This is a genomic window from Paludisphaera borealis, from assembly GCF_001956985.1.
Lineage (GTDB): Bacteria > Planctomycetota > Planctomycetia > Isosphaerales > Isosphaeraceae > Paludisphaera > Paludisphaera borealis.
Genome location: NZ_CP019082.1, coordinates 5949659 through 5966252, shown reverse-complemented (window position 1 = coordinate 5966252; position 16594 = coordinate 5949659). Strand labels below are relative to the sequence as shown.

The following is a 16594-nucleotide window of genomic DNA, read 5'->3' as shown; positions in this document are numbered from 1 at the left end:
GGGGCCGCTTCAGGCTTCGAGCGGCGTCGTCGCCCGCCGCAGGCGGTCCCGGACGGCGTCCCACGCGCCGCCCGCCGGGGGCATCGCGACGACGATCAGATCGAGCCCCTGGGCGTCGAGCGCGTGCAGCGAGGCGTACAGGTTCTGGGCCGCTCCGATCGGGTCGGGATGCTCGATCACGACCACGTGCTCGGGAAGTCGATCCCGATCCAGACGTTCGAACGCCAGCACCCCGGCCCGTTCCGGCCAGGCGACGTCGAACACGTCGCGAACCGACTCGACTCGCAACGCGCGCGTTCGGGGCGCGTAGTGGACGGCCAGCATGCCGGGGCTCGACGGTCGATCCGGCGGCGGCGCCTCGGGGGACGTCGGGCCGGCGAGATCCCCTTCCTTAAAGAAGGGGGCGAGATCGTGCCAGCCGATGGGGCCCGGGCGGAGGATGCGCGCCGGGGCGCTCGTGAGGTCGAGGACGGTTGATTCCAGGCCGACGGTCGTCGGCCCGCTGTCGAGAATCAGGTCGATCCGGCCGTCGAGATCGGCCAGGACGTGCTCGGCGCAGGTTGGGGAGATCCGGTTCGACCGGTTGGCGCTCGGGGCTGCCAGCGGGGCGCCGACGCGCGCGATCAAGGCGCGGGCGACCTTCGGCGCGGGGACGCGCAGACCCACGCTCGGGCCGCCAGCCGTCACAATGGCCGGGATCGCCGGCGTCTTCGGCACGATCAAGGTGAGCGGGCCCGGCCAGAAGCGGTCGGCGAGCCGCTGGGCCGATTCGGTCCAGGCGGTCGTGAACGTCCGCGCGTGGGGGACCCCTTCGACGTGGACGATCAAGGGGTTGAACGACGGCCGCCCCTTGGCCTCGAAGATCCGGCCGACGGCCTCGGCGTTGGTGGCGTCCGCCCCCAGGCCGTAGACCGTCTCGGTGGCGAAAGCGACGAGGCCGCCTTGCGACAGAATCGCGGCGGCCTCCTCGATGATCTCGGGTTCCGGATGATCGACGTCGACGGCTCGAACGCGCGTTTTCATGCGACGATCGAGCCTCCGGCGACGGTCACGGGAGCAAAATGGCGGCGGCGACGACGGTCGTCCAGAGGCCGTCCTTGTGGCCGACGGCGGTCTGGGTGACTTCCTTCGTCTTGGTGATGACGTCGGCGATCTTCCAGATCTCGCGCTTCTCGTCCCACGAGCTGTTGGGGTTGAACTCGACCCCGAGGATCGTCGCCAGCATTTCGGCCGCGAGGTCTTCGGCGTAGTCGGCCGCCGACTTCGCGGTCTGGCCGTAGGAGTGGTGCTCGGAGAGGTAGCCGAACTGATCGCGGTCGCGCGGGATGGCGACGCCCACGCTGGCGGCGACCAGGCGATTGGGCTCGGCCGTCGCGCTCTCGCTCATCACGACGTGGACGATCTGGCCGGGGCTGAGGTCTTTCAACCCCTGCTCGATCGTGACCTCTTTGCAGCGCGGCGGGAAAATGCTCGAAACCCGCACCAGGTTGTAGCAGGCGATTTGAGCGTCCCGGAGGGCCAGCTCGAAGCTGGTCAATTTTTCGCGGTGGGTGCCCACTCCCTTGGTGAAGAACAGCTTCGTGGGTACGTACATCTCTTGCTTGAATCCTCCCGCGCCGGTCAGTCGCGTTCGTCTATCGAACGCCGACCAGCCCAGTCCAGTCGATCAACTCGCGTCGTCTCCGCACGTCGCGCCCTGTTTCATGAGCATTGAATTATCATGCGCTCGCCGTTTTGCATCAAGACCACACGCACCGCGTCGCCTCAGTTCATCATCGCCGCCGCACCGATCTTGCCGCGCGAGCACAGCCCTGAGAAACCCGAGAGGATCGAATCGCATGGGCTTCCGATGAAGAACTCGTGAAGGACGCCTCGCGCTGCGACCCTCGCCACGCCCAGCCTCCGATCCGGAGTTCTCCCGTTGCGGGTCGGGCGATCGAAAGTCGAGATGCTGGCTGTCCAACCGCCGGGAAGGGTAGAATGACAGGAGCAAGTGTCAAAGTTACGGAGGAGTGGCTCGCATGAACCATCTGAACAACGAATTCGACGCGGACGCGGGCGATGTGGCGGAGGTGACGCTGGATCGCGCGGCCAACGTGCTGCTAATGGATTCATCCAATTACGACAACTATAAGCAGGGCCGCAAATACCGCTATTACGGCGGGTACGCCACCAAGAGTCCGGTGCGACTAGCGGTGCCCAAGCATGGGCATTGGCATGTGGTGGTCGATCTGGGAGGCGGGCCTGGACAGGTGCGCGCTTCAACTCGCCTGCTCTCGGGCGCGTCGGTATGAAGAACGAATACCGGCAGGTCGTCAAGCTGGCCCAGCCGGGTGAGCTGAAAGCCTACGTGGTCTTTGAACATCAACTCGACCTGCTGGCCCAAGGCTCTCCGGCTTCATTGTAGTACCTCAACTTCGCGCTCTTCTTCCTGGGAATCGCCGCGACGTCCTTTGGAACGATGGCGACCGCGCCGCCGAGCCAAGACAGGATCTATTATACATTTCTCATAGTTTTCATAATCACGCTGATCGCTGGTGCCGTGCTTTCCGCAGTCTGGTACTCCATGCACAGGTCGGTTGCGAGTTTGGTCGACGAAATCAAGGCGCAGATGCCCGCAAACCCGGTCGTGGAGCAAAGCTCCTCGGAGCCATTGGACGAGGGTGAAGCGAGACTTCACACCAGTTCGTAGATTCCGCCGCTCATCCCCCGCGCCGTCACAACGGGTTTCATCAGTGGGCAGTGCCCACGCTACGAAACCTCGCGTCAGGGTGTTCGACTCGCCGCGTTGCACGGCTGGGCGTCCTATGAGAAGCGAGGATGATGGGGCTCGAACCCACAACCTCCGGCGTGACAGGCCGGTGCTCTAACCAATTGAGCTACATCCCCAACGTATATCGCGGCAAGGTGGGCGGCACCCACCTTACGAAACCTCGTGGCGAGTGTTCAACCCGCCGCCTTGCATGGCCGAGCGCCATAGAGAAGAAGCGAGGATGATGGGGCTCGAACCCACAACCTCCGGCGTGACAGGCCGGTGCTCTAACCAATTGAGCTACATCCCCAACGCATGTCGCGTCAGATGATCTTAGGTTAGTGTTCGTACAAAGCGAAGTCAAGCCCAGGGGTTGCCCGGTTCTTGGGGGACGATTAGTCTAAGGTCGCTTTGTAGGAATCAGAGGACCTGGAACGGGGTGGGCCCCGATTTCAAGGTGCGAGAAACGGACGTCGGAAGCAGAGGGATAGCGTCGTGCAGGTCTCGAAGGCAGTCATCACCGCGGCGGGACGGGGGGCGCGTCAGTATCCCGCGTCCGACACCGTGCAGAAGGCCATGTCGCCGCTGGTCGATCGCGACGGGCTGACCAAGCCGGTCCTCCAGATCATCGCCGAAGAGGCTCTCGCCAGCGGCATCGAAGAGATCTGCGTCGTCGTCGCGCCGGGGGACGAGGCGGTCTACCGCGACCAGTTCCGGACCTACGCCAACAACCTCCGCGCGGCGTACCGCGACGCCAAGTGGGCCGACGACCAGGCGCGCAAGCTGCTGGAACTCGAACAGCGGCTGACCTTCGCCGTCCAGGCCGAGCCCAAGGGCTACGGCCACGCGGTCTGGTGCGCCCGCGAGTTCGTCGGCGGCGACTCGTTTTTGCTCCTGCTCGGCGACCACCTCTATCTCTCGGCCGAGCCTCGCCGCTGCGCCCGGCAGTTGATCGATCTCGCCACGGCCGAGGGCTGCGCGGTCTCGGCGGTCCAGGCGACTCGCGAGCATTTGATCCACCAGTACGGCACGGTCGCCGGCCGCCGATTGGCCCAGCGGACCGACGTCTACGCGATCGACGAGATCGTCGAGAAGCCCAACCCGACGCTCGCCGAGCTTCGGCTTCAGGTCCCCGGGCTCCGCGCCGGGCATTACCTCTGCTTCTTCGGCATGCACGTCCTGACGCCGACCGTCTTCGAGCTGCTCGACGAACTGGTCAAGGGGGATGTCCGCGAGCTGGGCCAGATCCAGCTCACCACGGCCCTCAACATCCTGGCGAGGCGCGAGAAGTATCTGGCCCTGGAGACGAAGGGCTCGCGGTTCAACCTCGGCGTCAAGTACGGCGGCGTCGAGGCCCAGGTGGCTCTGTCGATGTCCGGCGTCGATCGCGAGCAAATCCTCGCCGTGCTGCTCGAAGCCGTGGCCCGCATCGAGCGGGCGAGCCCTCGCTAGAGCGTTGAGCGTCCGCCGGCACCTCTCCTCACATCGCCTCCGACTCCTCGCGGTTCTAGAAACACAATGGCTGCACTCGGCACGACCCTCATCGAAACGATCACCAGCTCGGAGCCCGAGACCCGCGACCGCTCGGCCCGTGGACTCGTCGCGGCGGCCAGCCTGTCCGACAAGCTGCGGGCCTGCGAAGACCTGGAGCGGTTCCGCCGCGACAGCGACAACCTCTACCAGCGCGTCCGGGCCTCGCTCTTCCTGCACGCGATCTACCGCTACGAAATTCAGGAAGACCCCTCGATCCGCCAGTCCGGTTTGATCCCGTTCGGCGGCTTCATGGATCTGATGGAGCGCAGGTACGAGCAGGCGATCACGGCGTTCCGGCTCGCGATGAAGGACGACCGGCCCAACGGCGCGATTTGCAGCGCCCTGGCCCAGGCCTACGAACAGATCGCGTTTCAGACGTTGGCCGACCAGGTGCGGCGGTCGGTCCGGAGCTGCGCGGGGAACCGCTGGATGTTCCGGGTCGGAGGCGTCGACGAGCATCCGTTGCGACTCGACGCCCGGCTGCTCGACCGCGCGTCGGAAGACGGGCTCTATCCGATCCTCACCGAACAGACGCCGGTGCGGCTCGACCTCTCGCACAGCGGCTGGTCCGACATCTTCTTCCTGGGCATGGATTACCCCGAAGGCGCCCGGGTGCTGAACATCTCGGTCGATCTCGGCGTCCACGGCCGCGACGACCAGCCCTCGCCGCCGATCGAATGCCGGCTCCGGGTGATCGCCGAGCCCCTGCTCCGGCTCACCAGCCTCGACCTCAACGCGACCAAGGACGTCGAAACCCTCGACGAGCTGTTCAACTTCGGCAACGACTACCTGGGTCTGGTCAAGGCCGGCGTGATCGCCTCGGGACTCGTCCCCCCGGCGCTCGAAGGGACCGCCGTCTCGCTCGCCGACCTGCTGGCCCGGGTGGTCCGTCCCGGCCACGGTCTGGAGATCGTCAGCAAGGTCAACGACATCCCCAAGGGCTCGCGCCTGGCCGTTTCGACCAACCTGCTCGCCTCATTGATCTCCCTCCTGATGCGGGCGACCGGCCAGACGAAGAACCTCACCGGCCCCTTGGAACTCGACGAGGCCCGCGTGGTCGTGGCGCGAGCGATCCTCGGCGAGTGGATCGGCGGCTCGGGGGGCGGCTGGCAAGATTCCGGCGGCGTCTTCCCGGGCGTGAAGCTGATCTCGGGCGTGCCGGCCGGCGAGACCGACCCCGAGTGGGGGATCAGCCGGGGACGCCTGCTGCCTTCGCATCAACTGATCGCCGGCGACGCGAGGCCCGACGGCTCGGCCTCGTTCCCCGACGCGCTGGCGCGGAGCCTGGTGCTGGTTCACGGCGGCATGGCGCAGAACGTCGGCCCGATCCTCAACATGGTGACCGCGAAGTACTTGCTCCGCGGCGACGCCGAATGGCAGGCAAGGCAAGAGGCGCTGGCGATCTTCGAGAAGGTGCGCGGGGCCGTCGAACAGGCCGACGTCCGGGCGCTGGGCGAGGCGACCACCCGCAACTGGGAAGGGCCGCTCAAGGGGATCATCCCCTGGGTCACGAGCGCGTTCACCGAAGGGATCATCCGCGAAGCGAAGAAGGCGATGGGGGACGATTTCTGGGGCTTCCTGATGCTCGGCGGCATGTCGGGGGGCGGGATGGCGTTCTTCGTCGCTCCTGAGCGGCACGACGAGTTCCAGTCGCGGATCGGCGCGATCATGAGCGAGGTCAAGGGCTCGCTCGACGACGCCTTGCCGTTCGCGATGGAGCCGGTCGTCTACGACTTCCGGATCAATCCCCGGGGGACGTTCGCCACACTCGACGACCAGGGATCGGCCATGATGCCGCCCCGGTACTACACCCTTCAGGCCCCCCGGATGATCGCGGCGGGGACGGCGAACCTCGACCAGCTTCGCAAGGCCGACATCGACCACTTCGCCAACCACTGCGCCGAGACTCCCGAGCTGCTCCGCGTCTTCCGGACGATGATCAACAACCTGTTCCCGGTCACCCGAAGCGCATCGGATTCGACGGCCTCGCGGTGGGAGGAGCAGGCTCAGACGATCCGCCGCGAGAACGGCTTCGACCCGGTCCAGCACGAGAGCCTCCGTGAAGACCTTCAGCGCGGGCGGATCGGCCTGGCGCGCAACCGGCTGCCCGTCGACCTGGAGATTCGCGACGTCGACGACAGCGACCTGATCGCCGCGCACGACCGCATCCCGAAGGCCGCGATCGAGGCCGGCGAACGGATGATCCGCCGCGGCGAGGTCGCCGTGGTGTCGCTGGCGGCGGGGGTCGGCAGCCGCTGGACCACCGGCGCGGGAGTGGTCAAGGCGATCAACCCGTTCGTCACGCTGGGAGGCGTCCACCGCAGCTTCCTAGAGATCCACCTCGCCAAGACGCGGGCCGTCCAGAAGGCACTGGACGTTCGCATCCCGCACATCGTCACGACAAGCTATCTGACCCACGAGGCTATCGAACGCCACCTGGCCGACACGCAAAACTACGGGCACGACGGCCCGGTGTTCCTCTCGCGCGGGCAGTCGATCGGTCAGCGGCTGGTCCCCATGACCCGCGACCTCTCGTTCCTCTGGGAGGAGTCGACTCACGAAACGCTCGACGAGAACAAGCAGAAGGTCCGCGAGGCCGGCCGCCGCGCGATCCTCGAATGGGCGCGGTCGCAGGGCGAGGGCTCCGACTACACCGACAACCTGCCGGCCCAACTCTTCAATCCGCCGGGACACTTCTACGAGGTCCCCAACTTGCTGCGGAACGGCCTGCTCGCGAAGATCCTCGTCGAGCACCCGAACCTGAAATGGCTGATGGTCCACAACATCGACACCCTGGGCGCGATCGTCGATCCGGGGGTGCTCGGCCTGGCCGTCGAAGCCGGCGCGAGCCTGAGCTTTGAGGTCATCCCACGCCGGATCGACGATCGTGGGGGCGGGCTCGCGAAGGTCGCCGGTCGGCTCCGGCTGTTGGAGGGGCTCGCGCAGCCGCGCGAGGACACCGAATTCGGCCTCCGCTATTACAACTCACTGACGACCTGGGTCCGGATCGACGGCCTGCTCCAGACGCTGCACCTCTCGCGCGACGACCTCGGCCGGTCGCCCGAGAAGGTCGCCGCCGCCGTGCGGGCTCTCGCGGCCCGGGTGCCGACCTACGTGACGATCAAGGACGTGAAGCGGCGCTGGGGGCACGGCCAGGAAGACGTCTTCCCCGTCGCCCAGTTCGAGAAGCTCTGGGGCGACCTGACCTCGCTCCGCGACCTCCCCTGCTCGTTCCTCGCCGTCAGCCGCCGCCGCGGCCAGCAGCTCAAAGACACCGCCCAGCTCGACGGCTGGGTCACCGACGGCAGCCGCGACCATGTCGAATCGCTCTGCGCGTTTTCGAGGTGACCCCCATCGCCCGCGCTCACGCCGGGCAGATCCCCGCCAGGTCGCGGATGGCCGCCTGGGCGATGGGGGACGGGCAGGACCAGACGAGGAAGAAGAGGGCCTGGCGCGCCCAGCGCTGGGCCGGTTCGGAGCGGAGGAAGCCGCTGCCTTTGCGAGCGGTCAGGTAGGCCTGGGTCGTTCGCAGGGCCAGGGCGTTGGCCTGGGTGCGAAGCTGGCCGGCGGACGAGGAATCGCCCTCGCCTCGGGCGCAGGTCATCAGCAAGTCCCAGGACTGCCGCCACGACTCGGACAGGACGTCGAGCGGCTCAGCGAGGTCGTCGCGGCCGAGCGCCAGGGCGGCGGCGAGACCGCCGATCGCCGCGGCCGACTGGCCGAGGGCTAGGGCCGAGGTTTCCAGCCCCGCCGTGCCGACCACGCCGGGCTGCGACGAGATCTCGGTCGAGGGGCCGAAGAGGATGTCGGACTCGTCGATCTCGACTCCGCTGACGACGACCTCGGCCGTCCGCGACGCCTGGAGCGCCGCCAGGTCGAACGCGGGCTTGACGACGACGCCGGGGAGGTCGGTCGGGAGCGCCAGCAGGACCTGGCGGTCGTCGTCGAGGAACGCCCCGGTGACGAGGACGTCGGCCCGCTCGGCGGCCGTCACCCAGGGCATGCCGCCGTCGAGTCGATAGCGGCCACCGCCGATCTCGGTCGCGACCAGGGCCTTCGCCCCGAGCCGGCGCGAGGTCGTGAGCTGGGAGATGCCGACGGTGGCGACCGCGCCGTCGGCGATCGCCGACAGCCATCGACGGGCGGTCGGCCGGTCGGCCGAGCCGGTCAACCGGCGGATGGCGGCGTCGTGCTGCGAGAGGATGAAAACGGCCGTCAGGCTCGCCTCGGCAAGCCGCGCGTAACGCTGGACCAGGAGCGGACGCGGGCACTCGCCGCCGCCGAACTCGGTCGGGATCGACCACCGCGTCGCGCCGGCGTCGACCAGCAAGCCCCACAGCGTTTCCGGCCATTCACCGGCGATGTCGGCCGGGCCGTCGGCGGCGCGCAGGGCCTGCGTGACGTCCACGATCGCCGACTCTTCGGACTCGGGTTCCGTCCAGGAGATCACGTCGTTTTTCATCCTTTCCTCGGGTGCGACAATCCCAGGCTGCGTCGGGTTCCATCGTCTCACAAGGTCGCAGACGATGTCATCCCAGATCGGCGTTTCGGATGATCTTGCACGATCCGGGCTTAGCCGATAAAGTCTCGCCGCCTCCGCGAGCCCAGGAACGACCGGAGCTCATCCGTTCGAAAGGAGCAGCCGATTTCCGCCTCCACGACTGATCGCCCGTCCGAAGTCGGCCCTTCGACCCGTTCCGCTCGCCGCCGACTGTTCGCGAAGTCCGGCGCCGACGCGACGGGCGACGGCCGCGACCTGACGCGCGGCGACCGCGAGGCCGAGATGGCGCTCATTCGCGACCTCTGGGCGCAGCAACGCGAGTACGTCGCGTCGCAGAACGTGACCGGCGCGTACCTCGACTACCTGGAAGCGCACTTCTCGATGTCGCTCACGCTCCGCCGCCGGCTGGCGATGATCGACTGGCTGGCGAGCCGGATCAAGCCGACCGACCGCGTCCTCGAATGGGGATGCCAGCACGCCGTCGACTCGTGCATCTACCGGCTCCGATTCGGTCCCGAGATCGAGCTGCACGGCTGCGACTGCGTCGCCGCCGACTCCTACCGCCCGTTCTACGAGTACAGCCGGCTCCAGTACGCCGTGATCCAGCACCCCTACGTGCTCGACTACGCCGACGGCTTCTTCGACGTCGTCACCAGCAACGGCGTCTGGGAACACGTCGACTACGAGTACGAGTCGCTCCGCGAGGTCTTCCGCGTCGTCAGGCCCGGCGGGCGGTTCCTGGTCTCGTGCCTGCCCAACCGCCACAGCTATACCGAGGCCGTCCAGCGCCGGATGGGACACACCGCCCACGATCGGCTCTACACGATGGACTCGGCCCGAGCCCAGTTGAAGGACGCCGGCTTCGAGGTCGTGTCGACCGAGTACCGCCTGGTCGTGCCGACGATGCTCAACGGCTTCCCCGACCGCGTCAAGAACCTGTACCAGAAGTTCGACCGGCCCGTCTGGCTCGCCAACGCCCTGCTCGAACGCACCTGGCCGTTCTACCGCGTCGCCAGCAACCTCATGCTCGCGGCCCGCAAGCCGGAGTAAGGCTGAGGCATTGCCTCCATCTCACGTGGCCGGAAACCGTCCAGGTGAGCGCGATGAGTCAGCCTTGAAGATCGGCTTCGCAGAGGATCTCGAAGCCCATGTCGTGCAAGGTCCGGCTGGCTTGCTCGTTGTTGTCGATATGCATGGCGACGGCCGAGCGGCCGCGCGGATGCACGATCAGCGGATAGGCGTAATGGATGTTGATCTCGGCCCGCAGCAAGGCCATGCAAAGTTCCGCCAAGGACGATGACGCGGCCGGAAGCTCGGCGGCGACCAGTTCGTTTTCGGCGAAGGCATGCTTATTGAGAGAAAGAATCTCTCGTCCTTGCTCGGGATGGCTGAGGATCAGCCGGAGGATCGAGCAATCGGCCGAGTCGGAGATGGTCAACCCGACGATCTTCACCTTGGTGCCGTGAAACGAGCGGACGACTTCCAAAAGCTGGCCGACCCGGTTCTCCAGGAAGACGGAAAACTGAGTCACCGTCGGCCAGTTGCGCCCATGGATGGTTTCCAGCTCGACTTCGTTGCCGCTGTCGTCCTCGCCAAAGCTCATGGGGCCCCTCGCGTACCTGGGCAAGACAGTCCGAGACGTAATAGCCATCTCAAGTTAATGCGGTTCATGCACTCAGGTCAATCCTTTCCTCTGAACACCGGACGCCGGAACCAAAGAAAGCGGAAACCATGTACGCTGGACTCGCCTACATCCTCTGGCTCGTGCTCGCTCCCTCGCGACAAACCCCTCCGGACACGGTGCCGGCCGTCGTACGTGAAGCCCCGAGCGACCCCGACGCCGACCGGCTCAACCGCCAGTTGCTCGACGCCCACAACCAGGCTCGGGCCGACGCCAAGCTGCCTCCGCTGACGATCGACGCAAAGCTGACCACGGCCGCTCGACGCCACGCCGACGACATGGCCGAACAGGAAAAAATGACCCACGAAGGGAGCGACGGCTCCACCCCCGACGAGCGCGTGAAACGCGCGGGTTATCATTATGTTCGCACCGGTGAGAACATCGCGGCGGGGCAGTCGGGAGTCGACCAGGTGCTTGAAGCCTGGATGGAGAGTCCGGGCCACAAAGCCAACATCCTCGGACCGTTCACCCAGATGGGAGCGGCGCGGGTGATCGACGAGTCGGGCGAGCCCTACTGGTGCGTGGAGTTCGGCGAGCCGATCCTCCGCCTGAACCCGGCCGAGGCGGCCGCGAAGGCGGTCGAGAACCTGAACGCCGCGCGGAAGGAGGCGGGGGCCGACCCGCTTGAAGTCGACGCGAAGCTCGCGGGAGTCGCCCGCAAAATGGCCGTCGCGGCGGCAGAGGCCGACACGCTGCCCCCCGAAAAGGCGGACCAATCAGAAAAACCGAAACTGCCTGACCTCGTCCAGCTTCTGAAGCAAGCCGGCGTCCCGTTCTCGAAGCTGAACCAAAGCATGGCTTCGGGCAATCCGACGGCCGACGACGTGGTAGAATCGTTGTTGAGAAACGAGAAGCAGAAGGAGATGCTGCTGGGGCCGTTCAAGACCGTGGGTATCGGTTATGCGAATGGCTCCGATGATACGCCGTTCTGGTGCGTCCTGGTGGTCGAGCCATGACGCGAACTCCCTCGGAAAGTCATGGCCGGCGGGCATTTCGTGCGATGGTTTGGTCGCGGACTGCCGAATAATTTGAGGTGGCGAGTTCGAATAACCGCGCGCCTGGAAACGTCATTTCGGATGACGGCCTCGGCCCGTCGCGGTTCGGAACTTCGGTTGGAACAACCCGGTCAATAGACGAAGCAACGGGCCCGGAGCGGGAACGTCCTCCCCTCTCATCGTCGGCCCCGTCCAGAAAGGTCCTACCCAATGACGTGGCGACGCCTTCACCTGGTCCGGGCCCTCGCGGCCTCGGGACTGGTCAGCAGCCTTATGATCCTGGGAAGTCCCCTCGCGACCGCGCAGGCGGTCGACTCCGAGCCCTCGACGCTTCCGTCGGGAGCCGAGACCGAAACCGTCGACCTCCTCAAGGCGAGCAAGGCGGGCGACCTCAGCGTCACCGCCCGCGGCCAGGGGCAGGACAAGGTTCGCCTGACCATCCACAACACGTCGAGCAAGCGGCTCAACGTCATCGTCCCGCCCGGCCTGGTCGCCTCGAGCGCCGCCGGCCAGGGGGGAGGCCGGGGCTTCCAGAGCATGGGCCTGGGGATGATCACCAACCGGCCGGGAGCCTTCGGCCAGTTCCTCGGCGCCCAGAACGCGACCGGCCTGCGATCGGTGCCGGTCGCCGGGTCGTCGTCGAGCGCCTCGGTGGCGGTCCCCGTCGGTGAGACGCTCGACGTCTCGATCCCGGCGGTCTGCCTCAACTACGGCGTCGACACGCCGACCCCGCGCGACAGCTTCACCCTCGTGGACGTGGACGAATACAGCACCGACGTCCGCGTCCGCAAGGCGCTTCGCAGCCTCGCCCTGCTGGGCACCAGTCAGGGGGTCGCGCAGGCGTCGATGTGGCGGATCTGCAACGGCGTCGCCTTCGAGGCGATGGCCTCGCGCGACGGCAAGGTCGTCAACGATCACGAGATCGCGCTGGCGGCGCGGTTCGTCGACGCCGTCGACGCGTCGAACGCCGACCTCGTCGACCCCTCGCTTCTGACCGAAGGCCGCGTCTACGTCCAGATCGTCGCTGAAGGCGCGTTCGCCGCCGACGCGAAGCGGCTGAACGGCAAGCTCGAAGGGCTTCGCCTCCTCGGGCTGCCGATCCAGTCGGTCGACGGCGACCAGCCCCCCTCGGCCAAGGCCCCGGCCCTGTTCGTGAGGCTCACCGTCGCCACCTCCGAGATCGGCGAGACTCGCGGCCGCGTGAACGTCAGCTACTGCTCCAGCGAAGACCATTGGCGGCCGCTCGGCAAGACCGCGTTCAGCGACCACTCGTCGCTCGCGGTGCTCGATTCGTCGAGCCTGGTTCAGAGCCTCGAATCCGAGCTGGTCCGAACCTTCGTGACGGTCACGCCCGCCAAGCGAACCGTGACCAGCACGATGCTTCGAGTCGAGAACCGGCTGCCGTTCACCCTGGCGTCGGTCCGGCTCCGCGCCGGCACCTCGCCGGGCTCCCCGAGCGTCCCGTTCGCGGCGGTGGGCGTCGGCCCCGCGCGGTCGGCCCTGCTGCCGATCCAGGCCGGCCAGGCGGTCGTCGAGAGCGCCGACCTCAACGGGCTGTAAATCATCAATCGAGTGAACCCTTTCGCTCGATCGAACGTAGACAACCCGGAGCGCCGGCGGACCGTTTCTCGCGGTCCCTCCGGCGCTCTCTTGTATTTCAGCCCCGGTCCTAAAGGGGTTCGCTCGCCGACTCTTGCCGGGGCTCTCCTCTTGCCGCTAAGATAAGATTCTGGTGTATCTTGCGTGACCCCTCGCGCGGCCGGACCACCCGTCCGGACGCGGCCACCCCAGAGACGCGCGTCTTCCCATGCCCCTTGAACGTCGACGAATCTTCTTTTCGGGACGGGTTCAGGGAGTCGGGTTTCGGGCGACGACGACCTGGCTGGCGCGTGGGTTCGACGTCGCGGGGTATGTTCGCAATCTTCCCGACGGCCGGGTCGAGGCCGCCGCCGAGGGGGATTCCGCTGAGCTTGACCGGTTCGTCGCATCGATCCAGTCGGAGCTGGGCGGTTTCATCAGAGAGCTGGATTCCTCGACCGAGCGGATCGACGGCCCCACGTTCACGGGATTCGTCGTCCGCCGCTGATCCGGGCCGGAACGGCCGATCGTCATCATCGATTTTCGTTCTCTTCGACCTACCTTCCGACCAGAGCACTATGAAATCACTCACCATCGCGGTCGCGACCGCCAAGGAAACGATCCGGCAGCCGGCGTTCTTCGTGATCGCCTTCTTCGCCGCGGCGCTTCTCGTCGCCACGATCTTCGTCCCGTACTTCACGTTCGGCGAAGACATCAAGATGTACAAGGACACCGGTCTGACGACCATCTCCTTCTTCTGCATGCTGCTGGCTCTGTTGACGGCCAGCTCGACGGTCGCCGAGGAGATCGAGGGCAAAACGGCCATCACCCTGCTTTCCAAGCCGATCAACCGCCGCCAGTTCATCATCGGCAAGTTCCTCGGGATCGAGCTGGGCGTGCTGGCCCTCTACCTGCTGCTGGGCGCGCTGTTCGCCGCGGGCGTCTGGTACAAGAACGCCTACGACATGCGTGAGACGGCCGGGGCGGCCGAGAACGCCAAGCGGCTGGCGCAGGTGATGCAGGTTCTGCCGGGCCTGGCGCTGGGCTTCTTCGAGGTGACGATCCTGACCGCGATCAGCGTGGCGATCTCGACCCGGTTGCCGATGCTCGTCAACCTGATCGTCTGCATCATGGTCTTCTTCCTCGGCCACCTCAGCCCGGTGCTCGTCGAAGCGACCAAGAACGGCCAGCAGTTGATCCACTTCATGGCCCAGCTCTTCGGGTGGGTTCTGCCGCCGCTCGAACTGTTCAACGCCGGGCCGTCGATCTCGACGGGCGCCGTAATCCCCTGGGTGGGATACGTTCTTCCGGCGTTCGGCTGCTGCGTGTTGTACAGTGGAGCAGCGCTTTTCTTCGCGTTCCTGCTCTTCGAGGACCGCGATCTGGCGTGAGGCTGGACCGAGATCGACCCCGGCGCGATCGACGTCGCTCGTCAGGCGGCGTCGATTCCGCTGGATGACGAGACCGAGACTCGGTTCCCGAGTCTCGCGCCCCGCGTTCCGGATCGAGGATCGTCCCAGGCACGACGGAGCGGAGACTCGAATCCACCCCTTTGGACCCCCGCGGGGAGTTCACGCATGCAAGCGGCAGCCTACCTTCGAGCCCGTAAACTCCTCCGCTCCAACCGAGACGCCCTGGTCGCCCGAATTCTCGGGGTGGTCGAATCGCTGGTGGCGCTGGCCCTCCTGGTGACGGCGGCCCTGTTCGCCTCGCTGCTGGCCTCGCGAGGCGAGATCAACGTCACCCACGGCGACGTCCCCGGTCTGCCGGCCTGGAGTCGAAGCCGCCAGGTCGGCGAGTCGGTCCAGTACGAGCAATACGGCGACTCGGGACTCTTCCCGCTGATCGGCGGCAATCTCCACAGCCCCAATCCGGTCCATCGCGTCGGCGCCCGGGTTCTCGACCGGCTGACCGGCGTCGTGGCGCCGCTGCGGAACAACCTCGGGGCGCTGGCGACGTTGCTGGCGGCGGGCCTGGTCTTCATTCTGCTGCTGTCGATCCTGAGGCAGATGCGGCGGGCGGCGATCGCCCGCGCCGTGACCGGGCTGACGACGAATCTCCGCAACCAGATTCATCGCCAGATGTACCGGCTGGGCCAGTCGTCGCTGCCGACCGAGGGCGTCGGCCCCGTCGTCAACATCTGGACGCGCGAGGTCAACGACGTCCGCGACGCCCTGGTCGCCGACTTCGACGTCGTGCCGCGGATGCTCGTGCTCGGGGTCGGCCTTTCGACCATCGCCCTGTTGACCTCGCCGATCCTGACGCTGTTCCTGACGTCGTTGGGTCTTCTCGTCTGGATGACCTCGCGGGTGATGGACCGCGACGCCCGGCTCGCCCACGACTCGGCCCTGCGCGACGCCTCGGTCCAGATCTGCCTGCTCCACGAGGATCTCGGCCTCTTGCGGACCGTGCGCGTCTACGGGGTCGAGACCTACGACCGTCAGCGGTTCGACGAACACCTGGAGCGGTTTCGCGAGGCCGACTCCCGCCGGATGCTCACCGACGCCAGGCCCTCCACCACGACCGCGCTGCTCTACGGCGCCGCCACGGTCGCGGCGCTCGGCCTGCTCGGCTACAACATCCTCGTCAAGGAACATATCTCGATCGCCACGATGCTGATCCTGACCGCGTCGCTGGCGGGACTCGCCCTGCCGATCGCCGACTGGCTCCGGATGCGCCGGACGGTCCGCCTGGCCGATCGCTCGGCGGCCGAGATCTTCGAGTTCCTGGAGCGCTCGCCCGAGCTGCATCAGAACGTCGGGGCGGAGTTCCTGGCGCCGCTCAAGGAGCAGATCGCCCTTGAGGACGTGACGCTCGAAAGTCGTTCCGGGCGGACGCTCCTCGACCACGTCACGCTCGAAATCCCCGCCCGCGCCCGCACGGCCGTCATGGGCATGGACGACGATTCCAAGCTGGCCCTCGCCTGCCTGATCCCCCGACTCATCGACCCGCATTCGGGCCGCGTCCGGATCGACGGCCGCGACCTCCGCGAGATGACGCTCGAATCGGTCCGGGCCCAGGTGGCGACGGTCCTTCAGGCCGACATGGTCTTCACCGACTCGATCCTCGTGAACATCGGCCTGGGCGACCCCCGGAACACGCTCCAGCGCGTGATCGAAGCCGCCAAGATCGCGCACGCCCACCACTTCATCCAGGATCTGCCGCACGGGTACGACACGATCATCGGCCCGCTCGGCCACTACCTCAAGCCCGACGAGCAACTTCGGATCGCCCTGGCCCGAGCCTATCTGCACGACCCGTCGATCCTGATCGTCGAAGAGCCGGCCTCGCCGATCGACGACGAGATCCGGCTCCTGCTCGACGACACCCTGTCTCGACTCGCGGTCGAATCCACGCTGATCATCCTGCCGCACCGGCTGGCGACCGTTCAGGCCTGCGACAACGTGGTCCTGCTCGACAACGGCCGGCTCGTCGAGATGGCCTCGCCGGCGCAGCTCCAGGCCGACAGCAAGCTGTTCCGCCACATCCTTTACACCGAGTTCAACGCCTACGCGACCGGCGAGATCGAGGCGGGGCAAGTCCCCGCCTGATCC

The 16594-nt window shown here is 66.8% G+C and carries 13 protein-coding genes and 2 tRNA genes; 9 read left to right on the top strand and 6 right to left on the bottom strand.

Features of this window, described 5'->3' with window-relative positions:
- Window positions 1–9 precede the first annotated feature (9 nt).
- A complete protein-coding gene (locus BSF38_RS23135; RefSeq protein ID WP_076349478.1) occupies window positions 10–1023 on the bottom strand; it encodes an L-threonylcarbamoyladenylate synthase in 1014 nt (337 codons plus the stop codon).
- 25 nt (window positions 1024–1048) lie between these two features.
- Window positions 1049–1594, bottom strand: a complete 546-nt coding sequence (locus tag BSF38_RS23130) for a pyruvoyl-dependent arginine decarboxylase (RefSeq protein WP_076349477.1) — start codon at window positions 1592–1594, stop codon at window positions 1049–1051.
- Between the two features lie 427 nt (window positions 1595–2021).
- Between BSF38_RS23130 and BSF38_RS23125 the strand changes: the two genes are divergently transcribed.
- Window positions 2022–2294 carry a DUF1883 domain-containing protein gene (locus BSF38_RS23125; RefSeq protein WP_076349476.1) on the top strand — a complete coding sequence of 91 codons (273 nt, stop codon included), beginning with the start codon at window positions 2022–2024 and terminating at the stop codon, window positions 2292–2294.
- 521 nt (window positions 2295–2815) lie between these two features.
- Here BSF38_RS23125 and BSF38_RS23115 read toward each other — a convergent pair.
- Window positions 2816–2889: transfer RNA gene (locus tag BSF38_RS23115), tRNA-Asp, on the bottom strand.
- Window positions 2890–2988: 99 nt separating this feature from the next.
- Window positions 2989–3062: transfer RNA gene (locus tag BSF38_RS23110), tRNA-Asp, on the bottom strand.
- Between the two features lie 185 nt (window positions 3063–3247).
- Between BSF38_RS23110 and BSF38_RS23105 the strand changes: the two genes are divergently transcribed.
- Both BSF38_RS23105 and BSF38_RS23100 read left to right on the top strand, forming a co-directional pair.
- Window positions 3248–4204, top strand: coding sequence for a sugar phosphate nucleotidyltransferase (locus tag BSF38_RS23105; protein WP_076349474.1), 957 nt, complete (start codon window positions 3248–3250; stop codon window positions 4202–4204).
- Between the two features lie 66 nt (window positions 4205–4270).
- Complete coding sequence (locus tag BSF38_RS23100; protein WP_076349473.1) at window positions 4271–7633, top strand: UTP--glucose-1-phosphate uridylyltransferase; 3363 nt, start codon at window positions 4271–4273, stop codon at window positions 7631–7633.
- Window positions 7634–7649: 16 nt separating this feature from the next.
- Here the strand turns inward: BSF38_RS23100 and BSF38_RS23095 are convergent, their stop codons facing one another.
- On the bottom strand, window positions 7650–8735 hold the full coding sequence (locus BSF38_RS23095) for an acyl-CoA dehydrogenase family protein (protein ID WP_145952286.1): 1086 nt from the start codon (window positions 8733–8735) through the stop codon (window positions 7650–7652).
- Window positions 8736–9068: 333 nt separating this feature from the next.
- On the opposite strand from BSF38_RS23095, the gene BSF38_RS23090 reads away from it, so the two are divergent.
- A complete protein-coding gene (locus BSF38_RS23090; protein WP_076349471.1) occupies window positions 9069–9836 on the top strand; it encodes a class I SAM-dependent methyltransferase in 768 nt (255 codons plus the stop codon).
- Between the two features lie 58 nt (window positions 9837–9894).
- Here the strand turns inward: BSF38_RS23090 and BSF38_RS23085 are convergent, their stop codons facing one another.
- On the bottom strand, window positions 9895–10389 hold the full coding sequence (locus BSF38_RS23085; protein ID WP_076349470.1) for an acetolactate synthase: 495 nt from the start codon (window positions 10387–10389) through the stop codon (window positions 9895–9897).
- A gap of 128 nt (window positions 10390–10517) precedes the next feature.
- Between BSF38_RS23085 and BSF38_RS23080 the strand changes: the two genes are divergently transcribed.
- The 5 genes from BSF38_RS23080 to BSF38_RS23060 all read left to right on the top strand — a co-directional run bounded on the left by BSF38_RS23080 (window position 10518) and on the right by BSF38_RS23060 (window position 16591).
- The gene (locus BSF38_RS23080) at window positions 10518–11423 is read left to right on the top strand and encodes a CAP domain-containing protein (RefSeq protein WP_076349469.1); all 906 of its coding nucleotides are present in this window, start codon (window positions 10518–10520) and stop codon (window positions 11421–11423) included.
- 249 nt (window positions 11424–11672) lie between these two features.
- Window positions 11673–13022: a hypothetical protein gene (locus BSF38_RS23075; RefSeq protein ID WP_076349468.1), complete on the top strand. Its 1350-nt coding sequence runs from the start codon at window positions 11673–11675 to the stop codon at window positions 13020–13022.
- 247 nt (window positions 13023–13269) lie between these two features.
- Entirely contained in the window at window positions 13270–13548 is a 279-nt protein-coding gene (locus BSF38_RS23070) for an acylphosphatase (protein WP_076349467.1), read from the top strand.
- 70 nt (window positions 13549–13618) lie between these two features.
- Entirely contained in the window at window positions 13619–14431 is an 813-nt protein-coding gene (locus BSF38_RS23065) for an ABC transporter permease subunit (protein WP_076349466.1), read from the top strand.
- A 186-nt stretch (window positions 14432–14617) separates the two neighbouring features.
- Window positions 14618–16591: an ABC transporter ATP-binding protein gene (locus tag BSF38_RS23060; RefSeq protein ID WP_076349465.1), complete on the top strand. Its 1974-nt coding sequence runs from the start codon at window positions 14618–14620 to the stop codon at window positions 16589–16591.
- The last annotated feature ends 3 nt before the right edge of the window (window positions 16592–16594 follow it).

Excerpts from the sequence above, each read along its gene's own strand:
- BSF38_RS23135 (WP_076349478.1), bottom strand. The coding sequence starts at position 1,023 with ATGAAAACGCGCGTTCGAGCCGTCGACGTCGATCATCCGGAACCCGAG.
- BSF38_RS23130 (WP_076349477.1), bottom strand. The coding sequence starts at position 1,594 with ATGTACGTACCCACGAAGCTGTTCTTCACCAAGGGAGTGGGCACCCAC.
- BSF38_RS23125 (WP_076349476.1), top strand. The coding sequence starts at position 2,022 with ATGAACCATCTGAACAACGAATTCGACGCGGACGCGGGCGATGTGGCG.
- BSF38_RS23100 (WP_076349473.1), top strand. The coding sequence starts at position 4,271 with ATGGCTGCACTCGGCACGACCCTCATCGAAACGATCACCAGCTCGGAG.
- BSF38_RS23090 (WP_076349471.1), top strand. The coding sequence starts at position 9,069 with ATGGCGCTCATTCGCGACCTCTGGGCGCAGCAACGCGAGTACGTCGCG.
- BSF38_RS23085 (WP_076349470.1), bottom strand. The coding sequence starts at position 10,389 with ATGAGCTTTGGCGAGGACGACAGCGGCAACGAAGTCGAGCTGGAAACC.
- BSF38_RS23080 (WP_076349469.1), top strand. The coding sequence starts at position 10,518 with ATGTACGCTGGACTCGCCTACATCCTCTGGCTCGTGCTCGCTCCCTCG.
- BSF38_RS23075 (WP_076349468.1), top strand. The coding sequence starts at position 11,673 with ATGACGTGGCGACGCCTTCACCTGGTCCGGGCCCTCGCGGCCTCGGGA.
- BSF38_RS23070 (WP_076349467.1), top strand. The coding sequence starts at position 13,270 with ATGCCCCTTGAACGTCGACGAATCTTCTTTTCGGGACGGGTTCAGGGA.
- BSF38_RS23065 (WP_076349466.1), top strand. The coding sequence starts at position 13,619 with ATGAAATCACTCACCATCGCGGTCGCGACCGCCAAGGAAACGATCCGG.
- BSF38_RS23060 (WP_076349465.1), top strand. The coding sequence starts at position 14,618 with ATGCAAGCGGCAGCCTACCTTCGAGCCCGTAAACTCCTCCGCTCCAAC.